This is a genomic window from Paenibacillus sp. V4I5 (assembly GCF_030817255.1).
Classification (GTDB): domain Bacteria; phylum Bacillota; class Bacilli; order Paenibacillales; family NBRC-103111; genus Paenibacillus_E.
The window spans coordinates 583,149-599,907 of the sequence record NZ_JAUSZB010000002.1; the positions used below are offsets into that span (position 1 = coordinate 583,149).

A 16,759-nucleotide genomic window follows, 5' to 3' on the forward strand; every position below is an offset into this window, starting at 1 on the left:
CCTTTTAAAAAGTTATTATTAACTATTCTCAAAAACACTTCCAAAGGGTTCGTTATAACGAGTTGTTTTACTCTATTACAGACGATACGTTTATGATTATGTTTCATTTAGTTGAAAATTACTCCATTATCCTGCCCGTTAGCAGAACGAGGGTGCCGATCAATCTGCGGCAGCCTCGTGGTTTCTCCGAGTTGATTTATTGAGATTTGTGTATAACCCAATCCGCTTTTTTCATTAAAAAAGTGTCGATAAGGCTGTATGCAAGCCCGCATGCCCCGAAGATGATAATCGCCGTGAATTCGTTTAAATCATATCCCTTAATTAAATGATCCATGAATAGCTTGTGGAAAAGCAACTTCCCTCCAGCTGCCCCCAGAACAATAAAAATGTTCGTCCTTACGAAAAACATCGCAAATGTCCCTTTTCGTAAGAGGACAGACAAAGGAAGTACCGCCACAAAGTACAGCACTGATGATGGAAAGCAGATCAAAAAGAAAATTATAACTAAATACGTATTTCCTAAATTTGTAAGTCCGTAATATTCCGTAGTCGTGATTTTTAGCCCTTCCATAATTTCTAATCCCAATACACCGACGAATACCAAGATAACAAATACAATCCACATTGCTCCATAATGCTTCGTGAACGGAGACATCGAATATTCCTCCAATAATTCAATTACGTTAATCTGCCTGTTACTTCAATGAAAAAAGAGAAGCTACATCGCGGCAAGCTCCTCCACTATCGTTCTCATTATCAAATCTCGATGTCACGGTTTATTGCTGATGTCAAAAGCTAAATTCAGTTTTTTGGACAGGCTACTTTACAGAACAAGAGTACTTTATTGAATCACATCCGCCGTCGGCAATGTAATATAGATGGCATCAATTTCAATTTTTTCATCAATTAATGCTTTTGCAATTCTATGTCCCCCATCAATTAATTGTCCATCTGAACATATTAATATTGGGTACTCCATGTTTGCGTTCATAATCCGCTGACAATGAAGCGAAACATTGCGTATAGTTGGAATTGGTGTATTCCTACTATCTGTAAACCAACAATCCTGATCAAGTTCCTTTATTGAATCAATCTTGATTTTATGAACTGGTAAGTTCTTAGATAACTCCCACAGTTTTTCTACGTCCCAGAAATGTCTCCTTCCGTCAATTATCCTTCCGTGTTTATGCTTCATTCGTGAAAGTAACTCTCCCACAATAATCACCTCAGTTTTTCATAATAATCAATGGCACGATAGGGAAATCGTGATCAGACATAAAACCATTCCCTTTAACAGTTCGGGTTTTGGATTCCTTTCCCTGCTGTTGCGTTAGTTGAGAAAAGGCAGCCGATCATTGGCCCGCTGCCTTCAAGCTTTTATTGATTAAACTATCGTTCCTCGTTAGTTCAATAATTAACTTTTCCAAGTAACGTCTGCTTTTGTTACTTGCCATTTACCATTTTATGTTTTCAACAATGACTTTTGTTCCAATAGCTCCATCACCAGCTCTGTACTTAGAGCCTTCAACAACAATTTGCTTATTTGAAATCTCAGTTTTTTCGATTCGTAACAAAACACCATTTAGAACCAAAGTCTCGGGGTCAAGTAATCCTTTCGTTTCTAGTTGCTCATAAGTCGCTTCCATTACTTCAACATTGTATTTATCAAAATGCTTTAGAATTTGTTCTTAATCTGTTTCATCAAGGTCTTTAAAGTTACTCATGTCAATTGCAATATATTTCATATCACCATTTAAACCATCATCAATTGGCATATACGTATCTAAAGCTAAGCTATACAGTTCTCCCATATCTTTTGTGGACTTGGTGTTCGAACATGCAGTAGCTAACATAATACAGAATAAAGCAAAACATAAAGACAACTTTGTAATTCTCATTTTCATCCCCCCTATTCCATCAGACGAAAAAAATCTATCATTGTTTCAAACTTGTTATTATTATTATTATTATTATTTTCCCAATCTCCATTAACGCCTTATTCCACTATCCTGCCCTTATTCTCTGAACAACAGGCTACCGAGTGTATCACCGGCAGCCTGTTTGCTCTTCGTCATGAAGTTATCGTTCTGCGCTAGTTCAATGATCATTTTTAAATATATACCTACAGATCAAATGAAGGCGGAATAATTCGATCAAAGTCTCTATGTACAAGTGCAAATTTATCGTCTGAACCCCACAACGGTTTAGAAAATGAAATAACCTCATTCTCTCCTCGAGGGGTAAACTCGACGGAAACTTCCACTTTAATTTCATGAATTACCACATCAGAATTTTTGTCGAAATAACCATCCTTTGCTAGCTCGTGATCTTCATCTACATCATAATAAAATGGGTGGGCAAAAGTATAACCAGCCTTCACCACTTGGCAGGAAAACAACTAATATGTCTTCCATGGCACCTGGAGCATATAAATTGTCAACTGACCACAATCCGGTTACTTTTTTTTCTAGAGTCATTTTAACCCCTCACTTATCTGTTCGCTATTCATAATATCCCTTTGAAAATACATTCCTAGACTGAGACTGGCAGCTGTCTATTGAGCTATCGTTATCCGTTAGTTTAAGCCTCTATTTAATGAGCAGTTTGAATTTTTGACGACTGCCGCCTTCTGGACCATTTGGAATTGACTCCTCTTGAGGCACAAATCCGAACTTCTGATATAATTTCCTTGCAGGTCGTCCGTCTGGAATTTCATCGCCAAATGTAGTAACTAATACTTCTGCTGGGACATCAACAAGTTTCAATATATGTCTCAGTAGTGCCGTTGCTATACCTTTGTTTCTCGCTCGAGATGAAACAGCTAGCCACCCAATCTTGTAACTTGAGGCACCTGCTGACGAAAATAAAACTCCACCGAGTAAGCCTGATCCTGGCAATCCATCGTTTTCCCTCACACAAAATGCACTGCGTTGATTAATATTTTTCTCTATTGCCTGAATAAATTTTGGATCACTTACCATTGGACCAAATAAGTACTCAACTTCAGAGGCCAGTTCCAACCATACGTTCAGATCATCCTTTGTAGCGTTCACAACTTTCATAAAAAACTCCTTTAAATTCAAGAGAGATAATTTTCTTTTAATGCAATTGTTGCACCTTTAATAATACCATATAGTGGAAGTATCCTGCCCGTTAGTTCAATCTGCAAGTACAATGTAGGTTGATTTGTGTCACTGGACGACAATGTAGGCACATTTGTGCATTTTTAGATGACACAAATGTGCCTACATAAAAATAAAAAAACCTGATTTTTCAAGCTTTATAGACTAGTCTGGAAATAGATGGTAAGATGAATGTCGTACCGGAAGCACCGGACAAAGTGAAAGCCCGAGGGAAAGCATCCCTGGGCTTTTTTGTCCTTTAGATGTCAAATAATAATATTTGAATCATCAATACCATTTTTGGTGTTTTTCTTACCACTATTTTGATTTGGTTTTTGGTTTTTTTGCTTTTCAGATTTTATACTTTTCTTTTGATTCGTCATGATATTAGCCCACTCCTTTGAGTAATTTAAAACATAAATATTGTACTCATCTAAGGAGTAATATAAGCAGCCACTTTGTGCCAATTATTTATAGATCGGAAGTCCCCCATGGAATTTTTATTCGTCGTCAAGTAATACATAAGCTTCCATGCATGTATCAAAAACGATAATCTGTCCATCATCGCCATAATCCATGTCGTTCACTTCTGTATGACTCAGCGTTCTCTCTTCGCCTGTTTCCTTATGCTTTACACAGTATTCCACGATGTCATCCCCTAAACAATAAATTCCTCGAACACCGGTAGCCTCATTGCTCCCGACTTAAACCAATCCCGATACTTCACTTTGCAACGCACTAATGGTTGCACAAAGACATGATCCTTGCTCTCTCCACTCTTATACGCCTGAAATACAGGCCACATCGATTGGCGAGCAGACTGGGAAATCCCTAGCTCTAAAGCTCCGATAGGTCGAATACGGCCATCATCTGAATACCCAAGAAGCCAAGCTGTATCCTGTTATGTAGACCTCTGCCTTCTGGTAGTTGATTACCTTTTGCCATGACCAGGAGCGCGTGTCTTTCTCGTACTTGGAGTTTTTCTTCTTAATGACTATGCCTTCTAATCCATGTTGGCAAACGATGTTAAAGAAATCTGTCGCGTTGCCATTGATTGGCCTGACAATTCTAAAGTGGTCATTTTCTTTTACAACCTCTTCAAAAAATCCCTTGCGAACTTCCAAAGGCAATCCAGTCACATCCACGCCGCGGTGGTACAAGATATCAAAAGCGAAGTAGATAACCTTGTGCTTCACCTTGCTTGACTTGAACCGAGCATTACATGCCTCGAAATCTGCTTTCCCATGTTCATCTAACACCACGACCTCACCATCTAGGATAGTTCCCTTTGGGATCGGCGGATTGTGCAGCTCAGGATATTTGGATGTAGCATTAGTGTTTTTCGTGTATAGATTTAGTTCATCTAAATTAGAAACGATCAATCTTATGCCGTCCCACTTTAACTCGGCAAATGTGGAAGAATCGTCAAACGGTTTATTATTTTTGGCATATTGGAGAAGCATTGTAGGAATAAACATTATCTTCATCACCCATAATAATGTTACACCTTAGAGCTTTGCTTGACTAATGGGATTTGAAGGTATGCTCAAGGTTAGGAGGAGATTTATCCAATGGAAATCACGCTTTATAAAGGTGAATGGTATGTATGGTCTCTATTTGTTTTCTGGATTTTAACAGTCTTGCTTATGCCCAAGAAAAATTTAACATGGGTTGGAGTATTAGTAACATTCGGGGTGACTAGTTCAATTACCTGGTTTTGTGATACCTTGATAGGTTCCGCATTTGATCTTTTTGATCTATCTAAAACGAACGCTGTAGAACTAAGTGATTCTATTTTGGTTACCTTTGTGCCAGCTTGTATTGTCACTGTTTACGTTAACTATCTCGATTTAAAAAGAAAATGGGTATATGCATTCTTCTTCACTCTGTTGTCATTTGGATTAGAGTGGGTATTAGTTAAAGTCGGGTATATGAGAAATAAAAACTGGAATACTTTATATAGCATTCCTGTTTATTTTATTTTTTTTGCTTTTTTCTTTCCGTGGTTATTAAGAATGATTTCAAAAAAAGAAGTAAACTTGCGCTAAATGGGACTTGAAGGAAGAAGCCCGAGACTCCTCCCCCAGGCTTTCAAGAGATCAAAGGAATTCAGAAGAAGGTTGGTCTGCACTATGAAAAAGAAGTCATTAATATCGTCACGTTTCATTGCTTGTTCGTTGGGTATTGCAACGGTCGTATCATTTCCAGTTTACTTTGCTATGAAGGGAAGATAAATCCTTAGTGTCAGCAGAAAATAAAGTATTGATCTCTTTATTCCACGCGGCTTTTCGAATCGCCATCCGTCAGACTCCATAAAATAAGTATTAGACTGACCCTAGAAATTGAAACAGCGACAGCCAAGGACGAGAAAATAAAGTCCTAGACTGTCGCTGTTTCATTGAACTATCGTTTCCGTTAGTTTAATGCACTTGTATTTAATTTCATCCATTTTTTTCAGTTTAGGCTTCAAATAACTGGTTAAGCATCTTTTCCTTATTATTTATAAATTCTCTCATAATCACGTAATGATCTGTTTCCTCCAAAGAACTGATTTCTATACCATCTGGCTTCAGATTGTATATAATCGAATCCGGATATGCCATAAGAATTGGCGAATGAGTTGAAATACTAAACTGGGAGTTTTGTTGAACCAATTCATGTATTCGAGTAAGCATCGCCATTTGGCGCAGAGGAAGACAATGCGGCTTCGGGTTCATCCAAAATATATAATCCTCTACCTCCAAAACGATGTACGAATGCGAAGAAAAACGACTCACCGTGTGACTGCTCATGTAATGATTTCCCACCATAAGATTCTTTAAGTGGTGGACCAAATGAAAATTGGCTATCGAGATCATCAATATTTGTAGCAAGATTATAATAACTTTCGGCTCTCTTAAGCTGAATTTGCCTTAAGTAGGAGTTATGAAAATTCATTTCTTAACACTCAAGTTCAGTCTTATTTTACTAAGAATTTTGTTTCTTTTTTCAATCTTAACATAAAGAAAACTGTAATTTATAATCACATAACAAAAACATGACTTAGAACTGCCGTTAGCTGAGAAGGCTGCCGATCTATTGCTATCGGCAGCCTTCTTCTGATCTTTATTGAGCTAAAGTTTCCCGTTTAGAGATAAATTTTGTTATTTATTTTAATTATTGTGGTGCTTTCGTCCTCAGTAAATTCGGTATTCAAACACGCCTTTTACTTTTCAATGAGACAATGTCTATGGATTTGTTTCGTTTAAGCACAATGTCCCTAAATTTGTGCATTTTCTAACGACACAAAAGTCGGGATAATATACAACAAAGCTTGAGAAATAAAGCTTTGTTGCGATCAGTTATGTCCCCACTTTTGTGTCCTTGAACAAAGATGTCAATGTCGGACGGATGACAAGAACTTCATCCCATTTCCCGCATTCATTTTCATCCAAACAAACACACCGCCCTTTTGACGATGTGTTTGTTTTTAGAAATCTTAGTCAAGTTATTTATATAGTTAACCTGCTTACATATTGATCAACGTATTTACCTAAGTGCTTTATTGTCATCTGTTGGATTATCAAAAATTTCTCATCGATACATGGAATTATTGATAAATCAACAAACATTAAAGCCCTATTTCTTGTGAGTTGACCTTTAACTCCCCAGTGAACTCTCTGCAAGTAAAAGACGCCGTTATATTGTACACTGTATCCACATTAGAATATTCATAAAATAACTCTGCTCCAGAGAATACTTTATACGGCTCTAAGATGTTCACTTCCAAACCAGTTTCCTCATAAACTTCTCGTTTCGCTGTCCCTTGATGAAAATCATTTGCGGGGATTCGTGTTTAACATTCAAATCCTCGCAATCTTGTTTGACACCGGACGTGATTCGAGAACTTTGACAAGCGGTCCGCGTTCTGTCGACTTGGCAACTATTTCATTCCATTCGATACAAGTTATAACGAATTGACTGCTTCGGTGCCCTTAAGGCCGTGCTTAATGCACACCGCCGGATGCGCTGATTCTCTCACCCGTCAGCCATGCGGCGTCATCTGAGGCGAGGAAGACCACTGTCGGGGTTATATCTTCCGGTTTCCCGAACCTGCCGCCTAGCGGCGTAGCAGCAGCAAGAGCCCTTCCGGCCTCGCTGGCGACGAAACCAGCGTTCCCTTCCGTATCCGTAAAGCCCGGTGCAACGGTATTGACGCGGATGTTACGCGGACCGAGCTCCTTCGCGAGTGCCATCGTCATCGTATCTACCGCGCCTTTACTCGACGCGTAAAGCATGGTAGTCGGAACCGGGTTCTTGGTTGCGATCGTGCCGATATTGATAATGCTTCCGCCTTCCGCAGGGAAATGTTTCAACGCTTGCTGCGTGGTCAGAATCGGCCCAAGCACGTTAATGTTATACTGGCGATGGAATAACTCCTCCGTCACGTCCTCTAATGGCTGGAATTCGAAGATGCCGGCGTTATTGACCAAGATGTTCGGCGTACCAAGAGCATTTTTCGTCTCCTCGAACAGCCGCTCGACGTCCGCCGCTTTGGACATATCGCCCTGAACCGCGATTGCTCGGCCTCCTCCTTTGGTAATTTCGGTTACGACACGGTCCGCCCCCTGCCTGCTGGAGGAATAATTGACGACGACGGCCGCACCGGCCTCCGCCAATCCCTTCGCGATGCCGGCACCGATTCCCTTCGAAGCACCCGTTACTATTGCCACTTTACCTGTTAGATTTGCCATTTTTATATTCTCCTCTCATAATTAAAAAAATATGTTTTTTGTAATTTTCCGTTTAATTCGCCCAATAATCCATATAATACAGGAACTGCCATGTATGGGCTCAATGGATGCGGCCGGAAGCGTTGATTCTCTCGCCTGTCAGCCATGCTTCATAAGAAGAAGCGATTGTACTTTTCTTTCTATTCAACGAAAGGTTATTGGGACAATATAGGTGACATTCTATATCACGAATCGCGACGGCTTGTAAGTAACTAACTTAGGCAAGTTTGGATGTTACTACGATTTGTGAAGCACCTGAAATCTGATTTTCCCACGACAACCGTTTCGGTTATCTCAAGCGGTTTTTTAAATAGAAGAGTTACTCCCGGTCGTTCTGAAACGGATCTACCTTCATAGAACATACGAGCCGCATTTCTGCCTTCTCTTTGGCCACCAAAGTGACTGTGCTTAATTTAAAGATGGCGGTTTTGCCTCCTACCCAGGAAACGTACCGTTCCAAATGAGTCCATCCCAGCGGCATTCGACTCGACTAGTTCAATCAGGAACTTCCATCCGATGAGACCAGCCATCAGCGTCCCTGCGGCGTGCACGTAAGATCGATGCCAGCCGGTTTGAGTGCAATATCCGACGCTGGCGCGGCGACGTACTCGGCATAAGCAGCTCTCCCCCATGCTAGGAAAGCGAACCATGCCCAAAACTTCATCGGTCGGAGAAGTCTTGTACATCCATGGCTACCGCCTCGACGACGCCCGACACGTCCGACCCCAGCCGGTTGGGGGGGGATTCCAACTGCGTGAACGCGGACAAGCACCTCACCTGGCTTCAGCTCGGGAAGCTGCGCCTCCTCTCGTAACGCAGTACCTCAGGGCTGCCGAATTCATGCAAACGAATCGCCTTCATTGTATCTGTAGACATCTTGCTTTCTCCTTACATGCAGATGAGTTATACTTACCAGAGCAGTGTTCCACACAAATGGATCACTGTTCCGTTTACGATTATACGGAGCACCGCTCCAATTGTCAAGGAGGAAGAATATGCGAGCCGATGCGAAGAAAAACTATGAGCACATACTGGCAGTCGCGAACGTAGTTGTAACCCAGCACGGCGCCGATGCATCGCTGCGCGATATCGCTCGCAGAGCTGGCGTCGGCCTCGGCACATTGTATCGTCATTTCCCGACCAGAGAGGCGTTACTTGATACATTGCTCCGCGCAGGCTTCGACGAGCTGACGGCAAAGGCACGTGAGCTCGAAACTGCGAATTCACCCGATGATGCACTTGTGTCGTGGCTACACGACGTCGTTACATTCACGGGTAACTATCAAGGTATTGTGGCAGCTATGATTGCAGCAATCGAGGACACGGAGTCCGCACTCCATGCTTCGTGCGTCACGTTGCGAACGGCAGGCACGCGGCTTCTCACTCGCACTCAGGCCGAGGGTCTAGCGCGTATCGACATGAATGGTGATGACTTGTTCTCACTAGCTGCTGCGCTCGCGTGGCTCGGTGACCAGCCCTCGTCCGCGCCACGAGCTGAGCATCTCTTCGGTATTATCGCGAGCGCGATCATAACGAATCGGGCGAGCGGTCGAACAAGCCATTTGTAATCTTGAGAAAGACCTGGCTGTTCACCAACACACCGCGGCGGCGCAAAAGCGAGTGCGACGATCTATAGCGTAATCGAGACCACGAAGGAGAAAATATAACGACTCGAATTACTTCTTTAAGCAGTTGACGCAGCTCTCCGATCAGCTCGATGCCGAATTACTGGAATTGTTCCTGCCCTGGTCAGCCTCGCTCCCCTCCGATTGTCGGATGAAGCAGAATTCATAGACGTATATCCCAAGTCCGCTCCCGCCGCTAGGTGGGGGCTATTTGACGCTCACCATAAACATAGCGACTCCACAATACTCAAAAATTCAGCGTACAAAAAAAGCAGCTCTGGACATTTTCCTGAAGCTGCGTTGACCGAAATGATTTCTCTACAAAAGGACACCCACCATATTTTCATTACATATTTTTGCATATATTTATGTGTGGTATCAGCAACGCTGGTACTACCTATTGACGGGAAAGTCTATTTATCGAAGTAACCAGCGAGAATGCTCTTGAATTGTTCGGGCGTTTTTCGTTAAAATGTTGGCGGGACCCCTTAATGACAAACAGATAAGATATCTATATGGACATCTATTAGCGGTATCCACATGATTCCCTCAAAATGCCGCAATGTTAGCGTCCACTCCTTCAATTGTTCCTTTAAGCTGCTTACCATCGTCCATATTAATTGCAACCAACTGCAAGTTTGGCCTATAGTAAGCTTATTCGTACACTTAAAGCCCGGACGCCCCTCTTTATGATTAATTTATGGGCCCGAACCCCACACTCTGCTTGTAAGCAGATAAGTATTCACGTAAAGCTATTTCTACAATATCGACCATCTTCTTATTTTGTTTCGATGTCAAATAGAACCATCCCATATTGCCGCGCGACATATCCGTTGGCATACCTTCTTCTTCTTTTTTTCCTCAAAATGATCTAGCCTTCGTTCTGTCGAATCTACCTGTGCTTCACACCTCGTTATTCTGTTAAACATGAGGCGCGCAGGAGTATTGGCGGGATGGTTTCTTTGACGAATTTAATTTTCAGGCATCGCGCCTTACGCCTCACTTAGACATTTCTCTCATCCCGACGAAATAATGTAGATTTAATGCAGGACCCGCTCAATAATGAAAGCGATCGCATCATTCAAGTCTAACGGTTGACGCAGAATGATACTGAGCCACAAAACGGCTCCGATAGTTGCGATTGAGAGGAAAACTGTAGTCTCTTTGCCGTTGTAGGTGCCGAATTTTCGCATCACATAACCGACTCCGATGGTTAAGGCATAGACGGCGACCAAAATCGTCATGCAGAGCCGTCCTTCTTCATCCGCCGACCGTTATTTCTCCATTTGGCCGCGACGATGAAGAGGACGGGAAGAGCCACGGCGAATAAGAAGTAGTATTCGAACAAATATTTTTTTATCCAATCGAGATTTTCGACGTTATTCATAAACAGCATCGAATACGCAGAAATGACCCACACCATCGGATAAATGACGCTGTTTCGCTTCTCAATTTTGAACAGCTGGCAGACGCCCAAAACAGCGCAATAGAATAGTATGCACAGCTTAATACATACTACCAGCACAATATTCACAGCCAGAATCGCTTCCAAATGCTCGATGAAGCCGGTAAATCTCATTTCGCGGAACATCGAAAAGATTGGGTAAACCAATTGTTGGCCGCGATACACGCCTAGAACCCCAATCGAAATAAAAACGCAAGCGGTCAACATTGCGCCGGCGACAGCGATTCCCGTAATAAATGCGATTTTCACTTTCCTCTGCACGAATGGAATAAGCATCAAGAACGCCACCGTCTCCATAAAGGGGAACGCCAACACATATCGAGTTTGAATAACGACGTCGCTCAGCTGGAAAGGGTACGCGACGTGAAAATAACGCCACTTCCACTCCCGCAGCATGATGACTATCGGGACCCAGAACGCTGAATAGAGGTAAGGCACCAGAAGTTCGTTCACCAAGGCGATTGATTCGATCCCCTTCGACACGGCGTACGCACTGACGAGCAATATCATGATATGGAATACAGAAATAGGTGTGAGTGGCATGAGGTTAATATGCATGAAATCGCCAAGATTGTGGGTTACCCACGATGCGATTTGGATGAAAAAGACGATATACAGTAACGAGACGAGGCCGCCGGCCCACTTGCCGAATGCCTGCAAGGCGATCTCGACAAGTGTCTTTCCTGGATACAGCTTGGCAAGGTACAAGTAGCCGAAAGCAAGCACCAGCCCATACAAGGTCGCCCAAATGACGACAATCCAACCATATTGTTTTGCGCTCGCGATGATCGGGCCGGGGAGCAAAATAAACGCAGTACCGATGACATAGATTTGCGTCAACAAGTGAAACTGCCACGCGTTGAGCCGGACGGATTCCATATGCTCTTCACCCCTCCTTGCCTTCCTTGGTATAGGGATCACTCTTGTTGCCGGTCGTCGTAACGTCAGATGTAACCGAGAAATTCACCGACGTCCGCCGCCATGAATCCGAAGTAGCCCCTTCATCCTGCAAGCCCAATAGATCCCAGTTATTTAGCCTTCCCAACACAACCATCTTCTCCGCTTTGTCCGCTACGACGCGATTAAACGCCTTTTCGATCTTGTGTACGTTTTGTAACGTTAATTTGGTAATTTGTTGATTGTTCAATATGCGGAGATCAGCATGAATGAGGATGTTGAGACGGTTAGCGGATCGGTCCCATTTCCGTTTCACTTGGACATTATTCGTCTCGACGTCAACGTAACTTCCGCCTACTTTAACCGTTTCTGTGAATTTCCGATATTTCGTGTTCAGGATGTGATAATAGTATTTATTCTGACTGTCCAAGCGTCCATCCATGCGTCCTTTGAAGAACACCGCGCTGTCCTCAAAAAAGGACGGCGCTTGTTTGCTGGCGTCAATCTGCTCCAATCTCTCGGTAGTTTCCGCCGGTTTGCCGCGGTAGTGGATCATCGGTATAAGTGTCGGCAATTGGAATTCCATACCTGTCACGATGTCTTTGACACGGATCGGCTCTACGCCCCCCGCAAAGGACCCCCGCGAAAGAACGCGAACAAGCGAGGTGGCATGGCGACCGGGCATCTTTTCGAGTGTCGTAAAGCTGTTCATTACAGCCTGTAGAGGGGAATCCGTCACAAACAGATAAGCGTTCATGCGCCATTCGGGAGTCGTTTCCAAGTAGTTGAGAATATCAATGATTCCATGACGGGCCACCTCTTCGGATAATATATAGCAATGCAAATGTGAGGTGAAAAGCAAACGCGGCATCATCGTGCTCGACTTCTGAATGAACCGGCCCAAGCTATATTCCTTGAAACGATACGTGTAAACCGACGCCTTGGATCCGCCACCTTGCCTCGAGGAGAGGGCCGGTGGGTTGATTACTTGATAATAAGCAATATACATGCCAGTCGATGGTTCCCGGTCGATGCCGATTGAGGTGACAATTGCCAGTTCGTTGATCTCCTTCTTGTCCCAGCAACCTGAACAGAGAAGTAATGCGATTAAGCTCAAGAGCCATAATTTTCGCAATGTTCGCCCCCCCTATTTTTTAGAGAACATCTGAGGTTTTCGATTCATCCAGAACCGAGGTACGCGCAGGATAGTGTCTTTGAAGTCTGACAGTATCAAAGGCGCAATGGGAGACATGTACTTCACACCGAAGGAACGCAATGAGACTAGATGGATCAAAACAAACAGTGTTCCGCACAGAATACCGTATAATCCCATAAAGCCGGCCAGGAACATGAACACGAACTGGAGGACCCGCTGCGCAATGCCAAAGCCGTAAATTGGCGACACAAAATTGGAGATTGCCGTGATAGAAACGACGATCACCATAGCCGCCGAGACGAGTCCTGCTTCGACCGTAGTCATGCCGAGTACTAGCGCGCCGACGATGGAGATCGATTGACCGGCAATCCGAGGCATCCGCAAACCGGCTTCACGTAAAATCTCGAACGTGACCATCATAATCATTGCTTCCAGGAACGCCGGGAAAGGCACAGCTTCCCGCTGCGCGGCCAGGTTGATCAAGAGCGAAGTCGGTAGTAGCTCCTGGTGAAATGTGACCACCGCTATGTATAAAGGAGGAATAAAGATCGAGAGCATGAAAGCGAACATTCGCAACCATCGCGAAAGTGTGGCGATATCCGGCCTCTGGTAGTAATCTTCTGGTGAAGAGAAGAGTTGAAAAAATGTCACTGGACCGATCAATGCAATCGGAGTGCCGTCGGTGAGAAGCGCTACTTGCCCGTCCAACAGTTTGCCAGTCACCGCGTCCGGCCGTTCTGTCCCGATGAGTTGCGGGAACGGTGAAAACGTTTTGTCTTGGATCCAATCTTCCATATAAGAGCTTTCCAGAATGCTGTCAGCCTGGATGGCCTGCAGCCGACGACGGAATTCTTCTACGACGTCAGTGGGGGCTACGTCGGGCAAATAGGTCAAATACACTTTGGTCTGCGTCTTAGTTCCGATGGTCATCTGTTCAAAAACTAAATGTTCACTTTTGAGCCGTTTACGGATGAGAGCCACATTCCGACCGATGTCTTCGACGAAACCTTCCCGTGGTCCGCGTACTGTGGCTTCCGACTGAGGCTCGGTTATACTGCGATAGTCACTACGTTTGACGTCAAAGCTTAGGAAATGGTTAACGAGCGTTGGAATAAGCAGGCACTGGCCCTCCAGTAGCAGGCGGACACCCTCATCGGCATCTGTCCATTCCTTGTTTTGGACGAAGGGAATGTGGCGATGAAACCAGCCCAGGTCGTCCAGATCGTATTCCTCTTCCTCTTCGATTGGAACGGCGGCAAGCATGGGTTTGACGACAAACTCATCTACGAGAGCCGATTCCACAATCGAGGATAGATAGAGGCAGGTGAATGCCGAAGATCCACGGAGAGGGAACGGCCGAATGACGAAGTCAATGGCCCCCTTCATACGATTTCGGATTTGCTCCTGCATCGGCTCGGTAACGGAATGTTTATGCACTGTTGAACCCCCCCATCATTGGGTTATTGTGTACAACCATTAGAAAAATATACCACTGAAGCTAGCCCAGATCGTATTCCCTCGAATGACGAAGTCAGGGGCCCCTGCATACGATTTCGGATTTACTCCTGCATCGGCACGGCAACGAAAAGTTTTTGCACTGTTGAACCCTCCATCATTAGTTTTAGTTATTGTGTATAAACATTAGAAAAATATACCACTGAAGCCAGCCCAGATCGTATTACTCTTCGATTGGAACGTCGGCAAGCGCTACGGATCTCCAAGTCACCATGCACCACTCAGAGCAAAGATTTCAATACACAACAAAACACTATAACGAGCGATAAGAAAACTATGGGATGATAGCAAGCCATTCTAGAAGTGGAACTGTCATGACAATACAAAAGGATACATATTCTTGAAATTCGGAATCTCAAGAAAATGTACCCTTTAAATAAAAAAGTGCTAATGTCCATGTTTTTATCGGTCTAATTTCTTAAGAACCGACACTTCTCCAAATGAGACGGAACATCCCTCCTATTGTCGACAATAGGTGGTATTATTTAAATTTGCGCATTCTGAGAGTCTTCTGGAGCGAATTACATTTATAAAAATAGCACAGCATACTGGGTTTACGATCCCAGAAATTGCGGTGTTACTTGAAGGATTTGAAACAATCCCTCCATCGGAAAGATGGGAAGAAATGGCGAGAGAAAAACGCGCTCAGCTTGAAGAAAAAAAGAAACAAATCAATTCGATGATTCAAATTTTAGACGATGGTTTAAACTGCAAATGCCTTACCTGGTCTGAATGTTTTGATAAAATAAAAACTACCGGCACTTGTTCATAGCGAAAGGAGTAAATGATTTTGTTATTAACTATCATAATTTTTATTATTGCAGGACTTGCCGAAATTGGCGGCGGGTACATGGTATGGCTGTGGCTGCGCGAATCAAAGCCCCTCTGGTATGGTATCATCGGAAGCCTCATCCTTGTCGCTTATGGTATCATTCCAACGTTGCAGAGTTTCCCAACATTTGGTCGCGTTTACGCAGCATACGGCGGCGTGTTTATTGTTCTTGCTGTACTTTGGGGTATGTTCGTCGATAAAAAAACACCCGATATGTACGATTGGATAGGCGCAGCTGTTTGCGTTGTAGGCGTATCTATAATGCTATGGGCTCCAAGAAGTTAGTAGATTCATAAATATTCAAAATCTCAAGTTACTACCACGCTAATCTGCCCATTAGCGGAATAGGCCACCGATCACCGGCAGCCTGCTAGATCTAGTAATGAAGCTATCGTCTCCCTTTAGTTTAGTGGCTTTACAACTCCGGAATCATATTTTAAAAGGGCTTCGTTTACATTATGAGTTATTTAGTGGAAAGATCGTCAATCGCTTGAACAGCAAGTTCCAACGCTTTAATTCTTCTTTCTAAAAGCGTTCTTTGGGGACTACCTGCCTTTGACTTAGTATTCAATTGATGGAAATAAACCAGTAATCACATTGCGAGCTTCTGCTAAATCTTCCTGGGTGTAATGATGGGGTCTTTGATTCCAAACGTGTTCTAGCATGGCTAAGCCGATGTAAACAGCTTTGAGTCGTTTCTTTACTAGGGTAGTATTTACACCATTTTGAGTCATCTGGGACAAGGCATTCTCAAGTTTACTGATTGTCGATTGTAATGATTTTGTTGATTCCAATTTATCTAACTCTGTAATTTGATTAATTACAATATCGTCTTTGTTCACCGCTACAAATCCTCCTCTAACCCCACTTTTTTAGATCGCAAAAATTATACCACATATTGGAACTATCCTGCCCGTTAGCTTAGCAAAGGCTGCCGCGTAAAAACCATCGGCAGCCTGTTGTGTTGTTATTAAACTCTCATTCTCCGTTAGTTCATAAATCGTCTAAGTTAAAATTTCTATAATGCCACAGATAAACAAAAATATAGAAATTATGATAGCTCCCTTGATTTGGGCAAAGATTTTTTGTTTGTTACTTTCTGATTTAAATTCGGGAATCAAAATTAGCATCAAAACATGATTATCTAGATAAACAGCAAGGCTCATTAGTGCAAACCAAGTGCCCAATATGAAAAATGGGTAAGGTCGTCCGTCCAGTATTTCAAGCCCTAGAAAACATACAATAAAGAAATAAATCACGTTCTTTAGACGATAAAAGAGGTTGCTTATCATTCAACATTTTACCCCTCTGGCACAATAGTTCGCTTATTATACCCCTCTTACAGCATCGGTAATCCTTTATTTCCCTTTTCACC

Annotated in this window: 20 protein-coding genes and 3 pseudogenes; 5 read left to right on the forward strand and 18 right to left on the reverse strand. The window is 43.2% G+C overall.

Going from position 1 to position 16,759, the window contains the following annotated elements; genetic code table 11:
* Nucleotides 1–196: 196 nt before the first annotated feature.
* The 9 genes from QFZ78_RS04615 to QFZ78_RS04650 all read right to left on the reverse strand — a co-directional run bounded on the left by QFZ78_RS04615 (nt 197) and on the right by QFZ78_RS04650 (nt 4,600).
* On the reverse strand, nt 197–655 hold the full coding sequence (locus QFZ78_RS04615; protein ID WP_307545800.1) for a hypothetical protein: 459 nt from the start codon (nt 653–655) through the stop codon (nt 197–199).
* A 186-nt stretch (nt 656–841) separates the two neighbouring features.
* Nucleotides 842–1,195 carry a hypothetical protein gene (locus tag QFZ78_RS04620; protein ID WP_307545802.1) on the reverse strand — a complete coding sequence of 118 codons (354 nt, stop codon included), beginning with the start codon at nt 1,193–1,195 and terminating at the stop codon, nt 842–844.
* 259 nt (nt 1,196–1,454) lie between these two features.
* On the reverse strand, nt 1,455–1,646 hold the full coding sequence (locus QFZ78_RS04625) for a hypothetical protein (protein ID WP_307545804.1): 192 nt from the start codon (nt 1,644–1,646) through the stop codon (nt 1,455–1,457).
* Nucleotides 1,647–1,688: 42 nt separating this feature from the next.
* Nucleotides 1,689–1,898: a hypothetical protein gene (locus QFZ78_RS04630; RefSeq protein WP_307545806.1), complete on the reverse strand. Its 210-nt coding sequence runs from the start codon at nt 1,896–1,898 to the stop codon at nt 1,689–1,691.
* A 224-nt stretch (nt 1,899–2,122) separates the two neighbouring features.
* The gene (locus QFZ78_RS04635; protein WP_307545808.1) at nt 2,123–2,398 is read right to left on the reverse strand and encodes a hypothetical protein; all 276 of its coding nucleotides are present in this window, start codon (nt 2,396–2,398) and stop codon (nt 2,123–2,125) included.
* 190 nt (nt 2,399–2,588) lie between these two features.
* Nucleotides 2,589–3,062, reverse strand: coding sequence for a GNAT family N-acetyltransferase (locus tag QFZ78_RS04640; RefSeq protein WP_307545810.1), 474 nt, complete (start codon nt 3,060–3,062; stop codon nt 2,589–2,591).
* Nucleotides 3,063–3,622: 560 nt separating this feature from the next.
* Nucleotides 3,623–3,769, reverse strand: coding sequence for a hypothetical protein (locus QFZ78_RS04645; protein ID WP_307545812.1), 147 nt, complete (start codon nt 3,767–3,769; stop codon nt 3,623–3,625).
* Nucleotides 3,770–3,780: 11 nt separating this feature from the next.
* On the reverse strand, nt 3,781–3,981 hold the full coding sequence (locus QFZ78_RS38380; protein WP_373461099.1) for a hypothetical protein: 201 nt from the start codon (nt 3,979–3,981) through the stop codon (nt 3,781–3,783).
* Between the two features lie 7 nt (nt 3,982–3,988).
* Entirely contained in the window at nt 3,989–4,600 is a 612-nt protein-coding gene (locus QFZ78_RS04650) for an ATP-dependent DNA ligase (protein WP_307545814.1), read from the reverse strand.
* 93 nt (nt 4,601–4,693) lie between these two features.
* Between QFZ78_RS04650 and QFZ78_RS04655 the strand changes: the two genes are divergently transcribed.
* Nucleotides 4,694–5,170 (forward strand): hypothetical protein, encoded by a 477-nt coding sequence (locus QFZ78_RS04655; protein ID WP_307545816.1) that lies wholly within the window; start codon nt 4,694–4,696, stop codon nt 5,168–5,170.
* Between the two features lie 411 nt (nt 5,171–5,581).
* On the opposite strand, the pseudogene QFZ78_RS04660 reads toward QFZ78_RS04655, so the two are convergent.
* From QFZ78_RS04660 to QFZ78_RS04670, 3 genes and pseudogenes are all read right to left on the reverse strand, one after another.
* Nucleotides 5,582–6,017: pseudogene (locus QFZ78_RS04660) on the reverse strand (AAA family ATPase); the annotation flags it as partial.
* A 1,091-nt stretch (nt 6,018–7,108) separates the two neighbouring features.
* Nucleotides 7,109–7,855, reverse strand: coding sequence for an SDR family NAD(P)-dependent oxidoreductase (locus QFZ78_RS04665; protein ID WP_307545818.1), 747 nt, complete (start codon nt 7,853–7,855; stop codon nt 7,109–7,111).
* A 452-nt stretch (nt 7,856–8,307) separates the two neighbouring features.
* On the reverse strand, nt 8,308–8,544 hold the full coding sequence (locus QFZ78_RS04670) for a hypothetical protein (protein WP_307545820.1): 237 nt from the start codon (nt 8,542–8,544) through the stop codon (nt 8,308–8,310).
* Nucleotides 8,545–8,814: 270 nt separating this feature from the next.
* On the opposite strand from QFZ78_RS04670, the gene QFZ78_RS04675 reads away from it, so the two are divergent.
* Together QFZ78_RS04675 and QFZ78_RS38770 are read left to right on the forward strand one after the other, a co-directional pair.
* The gene (locus QFZ78_RS04675; RefSeq protein ID WP_307545822.1) at nt 8,815–9,462 is read left to right on the forward strand and encodes a TetR/AcrR family transcriptional regulator; all 648 of its coding nucleotides are present in this window, start codon (nt 8,815–8,817) and stop codon (nt 9,460–9,462) included.
* Nucleotides 9,414–9,688: pseudogene (locus tag QFZ78_RS38770) on the forward strand (IS66 family transposase); the annotation flags it as partial. The gene QFZ78_RS04675 and the pseudogene QFZ78_RS38770, both read left to right, overlap by 49 nt.
* Before the next feature lie 524 nt (nt 9,689–10,212).
* Here the strand turns inward: QFZ78_RS38770 and QFZ78_RS04680 are convergent.
* The 5 genes from QFZ78_RS04680 to QFZ78_RS04700 all read right to left on the reverse strand — a co-directional run bounded on the left by QFZ78_RS04680 (nt 10,213) and on the right by QFZ78_RS04700 (nt 14,474).
* Nucleotides 10,213–10,359, reverse strand: a complete 147-nt coding sequence (locus QFZ78_RS04680; RefSeq protein ID WP_307545824.1) for a hypothetical protein — start codon at nt 10,357–10,359, stop codon at nt 10,213–10,215.
* 200 nt (nt 10,360–10,559) lie between these two features.
* Nucleotides 10,560–10,763 (reverse strand): hypothetical protein, encoded by a 204-nt coding sequence (locus QFZ78_RS04685; RefSeq protein ID WP_307545826.1) that lies wholly within the window; start codon nt 10,761–10,763, stop codon nt 10,560–10,562.
* The gene (locus QFZ78_RS04690; RefSeq protein ID WP_307545828.1) at nt 10,760–11,863 is read right to left on the reverse strand and encodes a GerAB/ArcD/ProY family transporter; all 1,104 of its coding nucleotides are present in this window, start codon (nt 11,861–11,863) and stop codon (nt 10,760–10,762) included. Before QFZ78_RS04690 ends, QFZ78_RS04685 begins: the two co-directional genes overlap by 4 nt.
* Before the next feature lie 7 nt (nt 11,864–11,870).
* The gene (locus QFZ78_RS04695) at nt 11,871–13,016 is read right to left on the reverse strand and encodes a Ger(x)C family spore germination protein (RefSeq protein ID WP_307545830.1); all 1,146 of its coding nucleotides are present in this window, start codon (nt 13,014–13,016) and stop codon (nt 11,871–11,873) included.
* A gap of 12 nt (nt 13,017–13,028) precedes the next feature.
* Nucleotides 13,029–14,474 (reverse strand): spore germination protein, encoded by a 1,446-nt coding sequence (locus QFZ78_RS04700; RefSeq protein ID WP_307545832.1) that lies wholly within the window; start codon nt 14,472–14,474, stop codon nt 13,029–13,031.
* Between the two features lie 553 nt (nt 14,475–15,027).
* Here QFZ78_RS04700 and QFZ78_RS04705 point away from each other — a divergent pair.
* Entirely contained in the window at nt 15,028–15,324 is a 297-nt protein-coding gene (locus QFZ78_RS04705; protein ID WP_307545834.1) for a MerR family DNA-binding protein, read from the forward strand.
* 12 nt (nt 15,325–15,336) lie between these two features.
* On the forward strand, nt 15,337–15,669 hold the full coding sequence (locus QFZ78_RS04710) for a YnfA family protein (protein ID WP_373460997.1): 333 nt from the start codon (nt 15,337–15,339) through the stop codon (nt 15,667–15,669).
* A 178-nt stretch (nt 15,670–15,847) separates the two neighbouring features.
* On the opposite strand, the pseudogene QFZ78_RS04715 reads toward QFZ78_RS04710, so the two are convergent.
* A pseudogene (locus tag QFZ78_RS04715) lies at nt 15,848–16,205 on the reverse strand (hypothetical protein).
* Nucleotides 16,206–16,759: the final 554 nt, after the last annotated feature.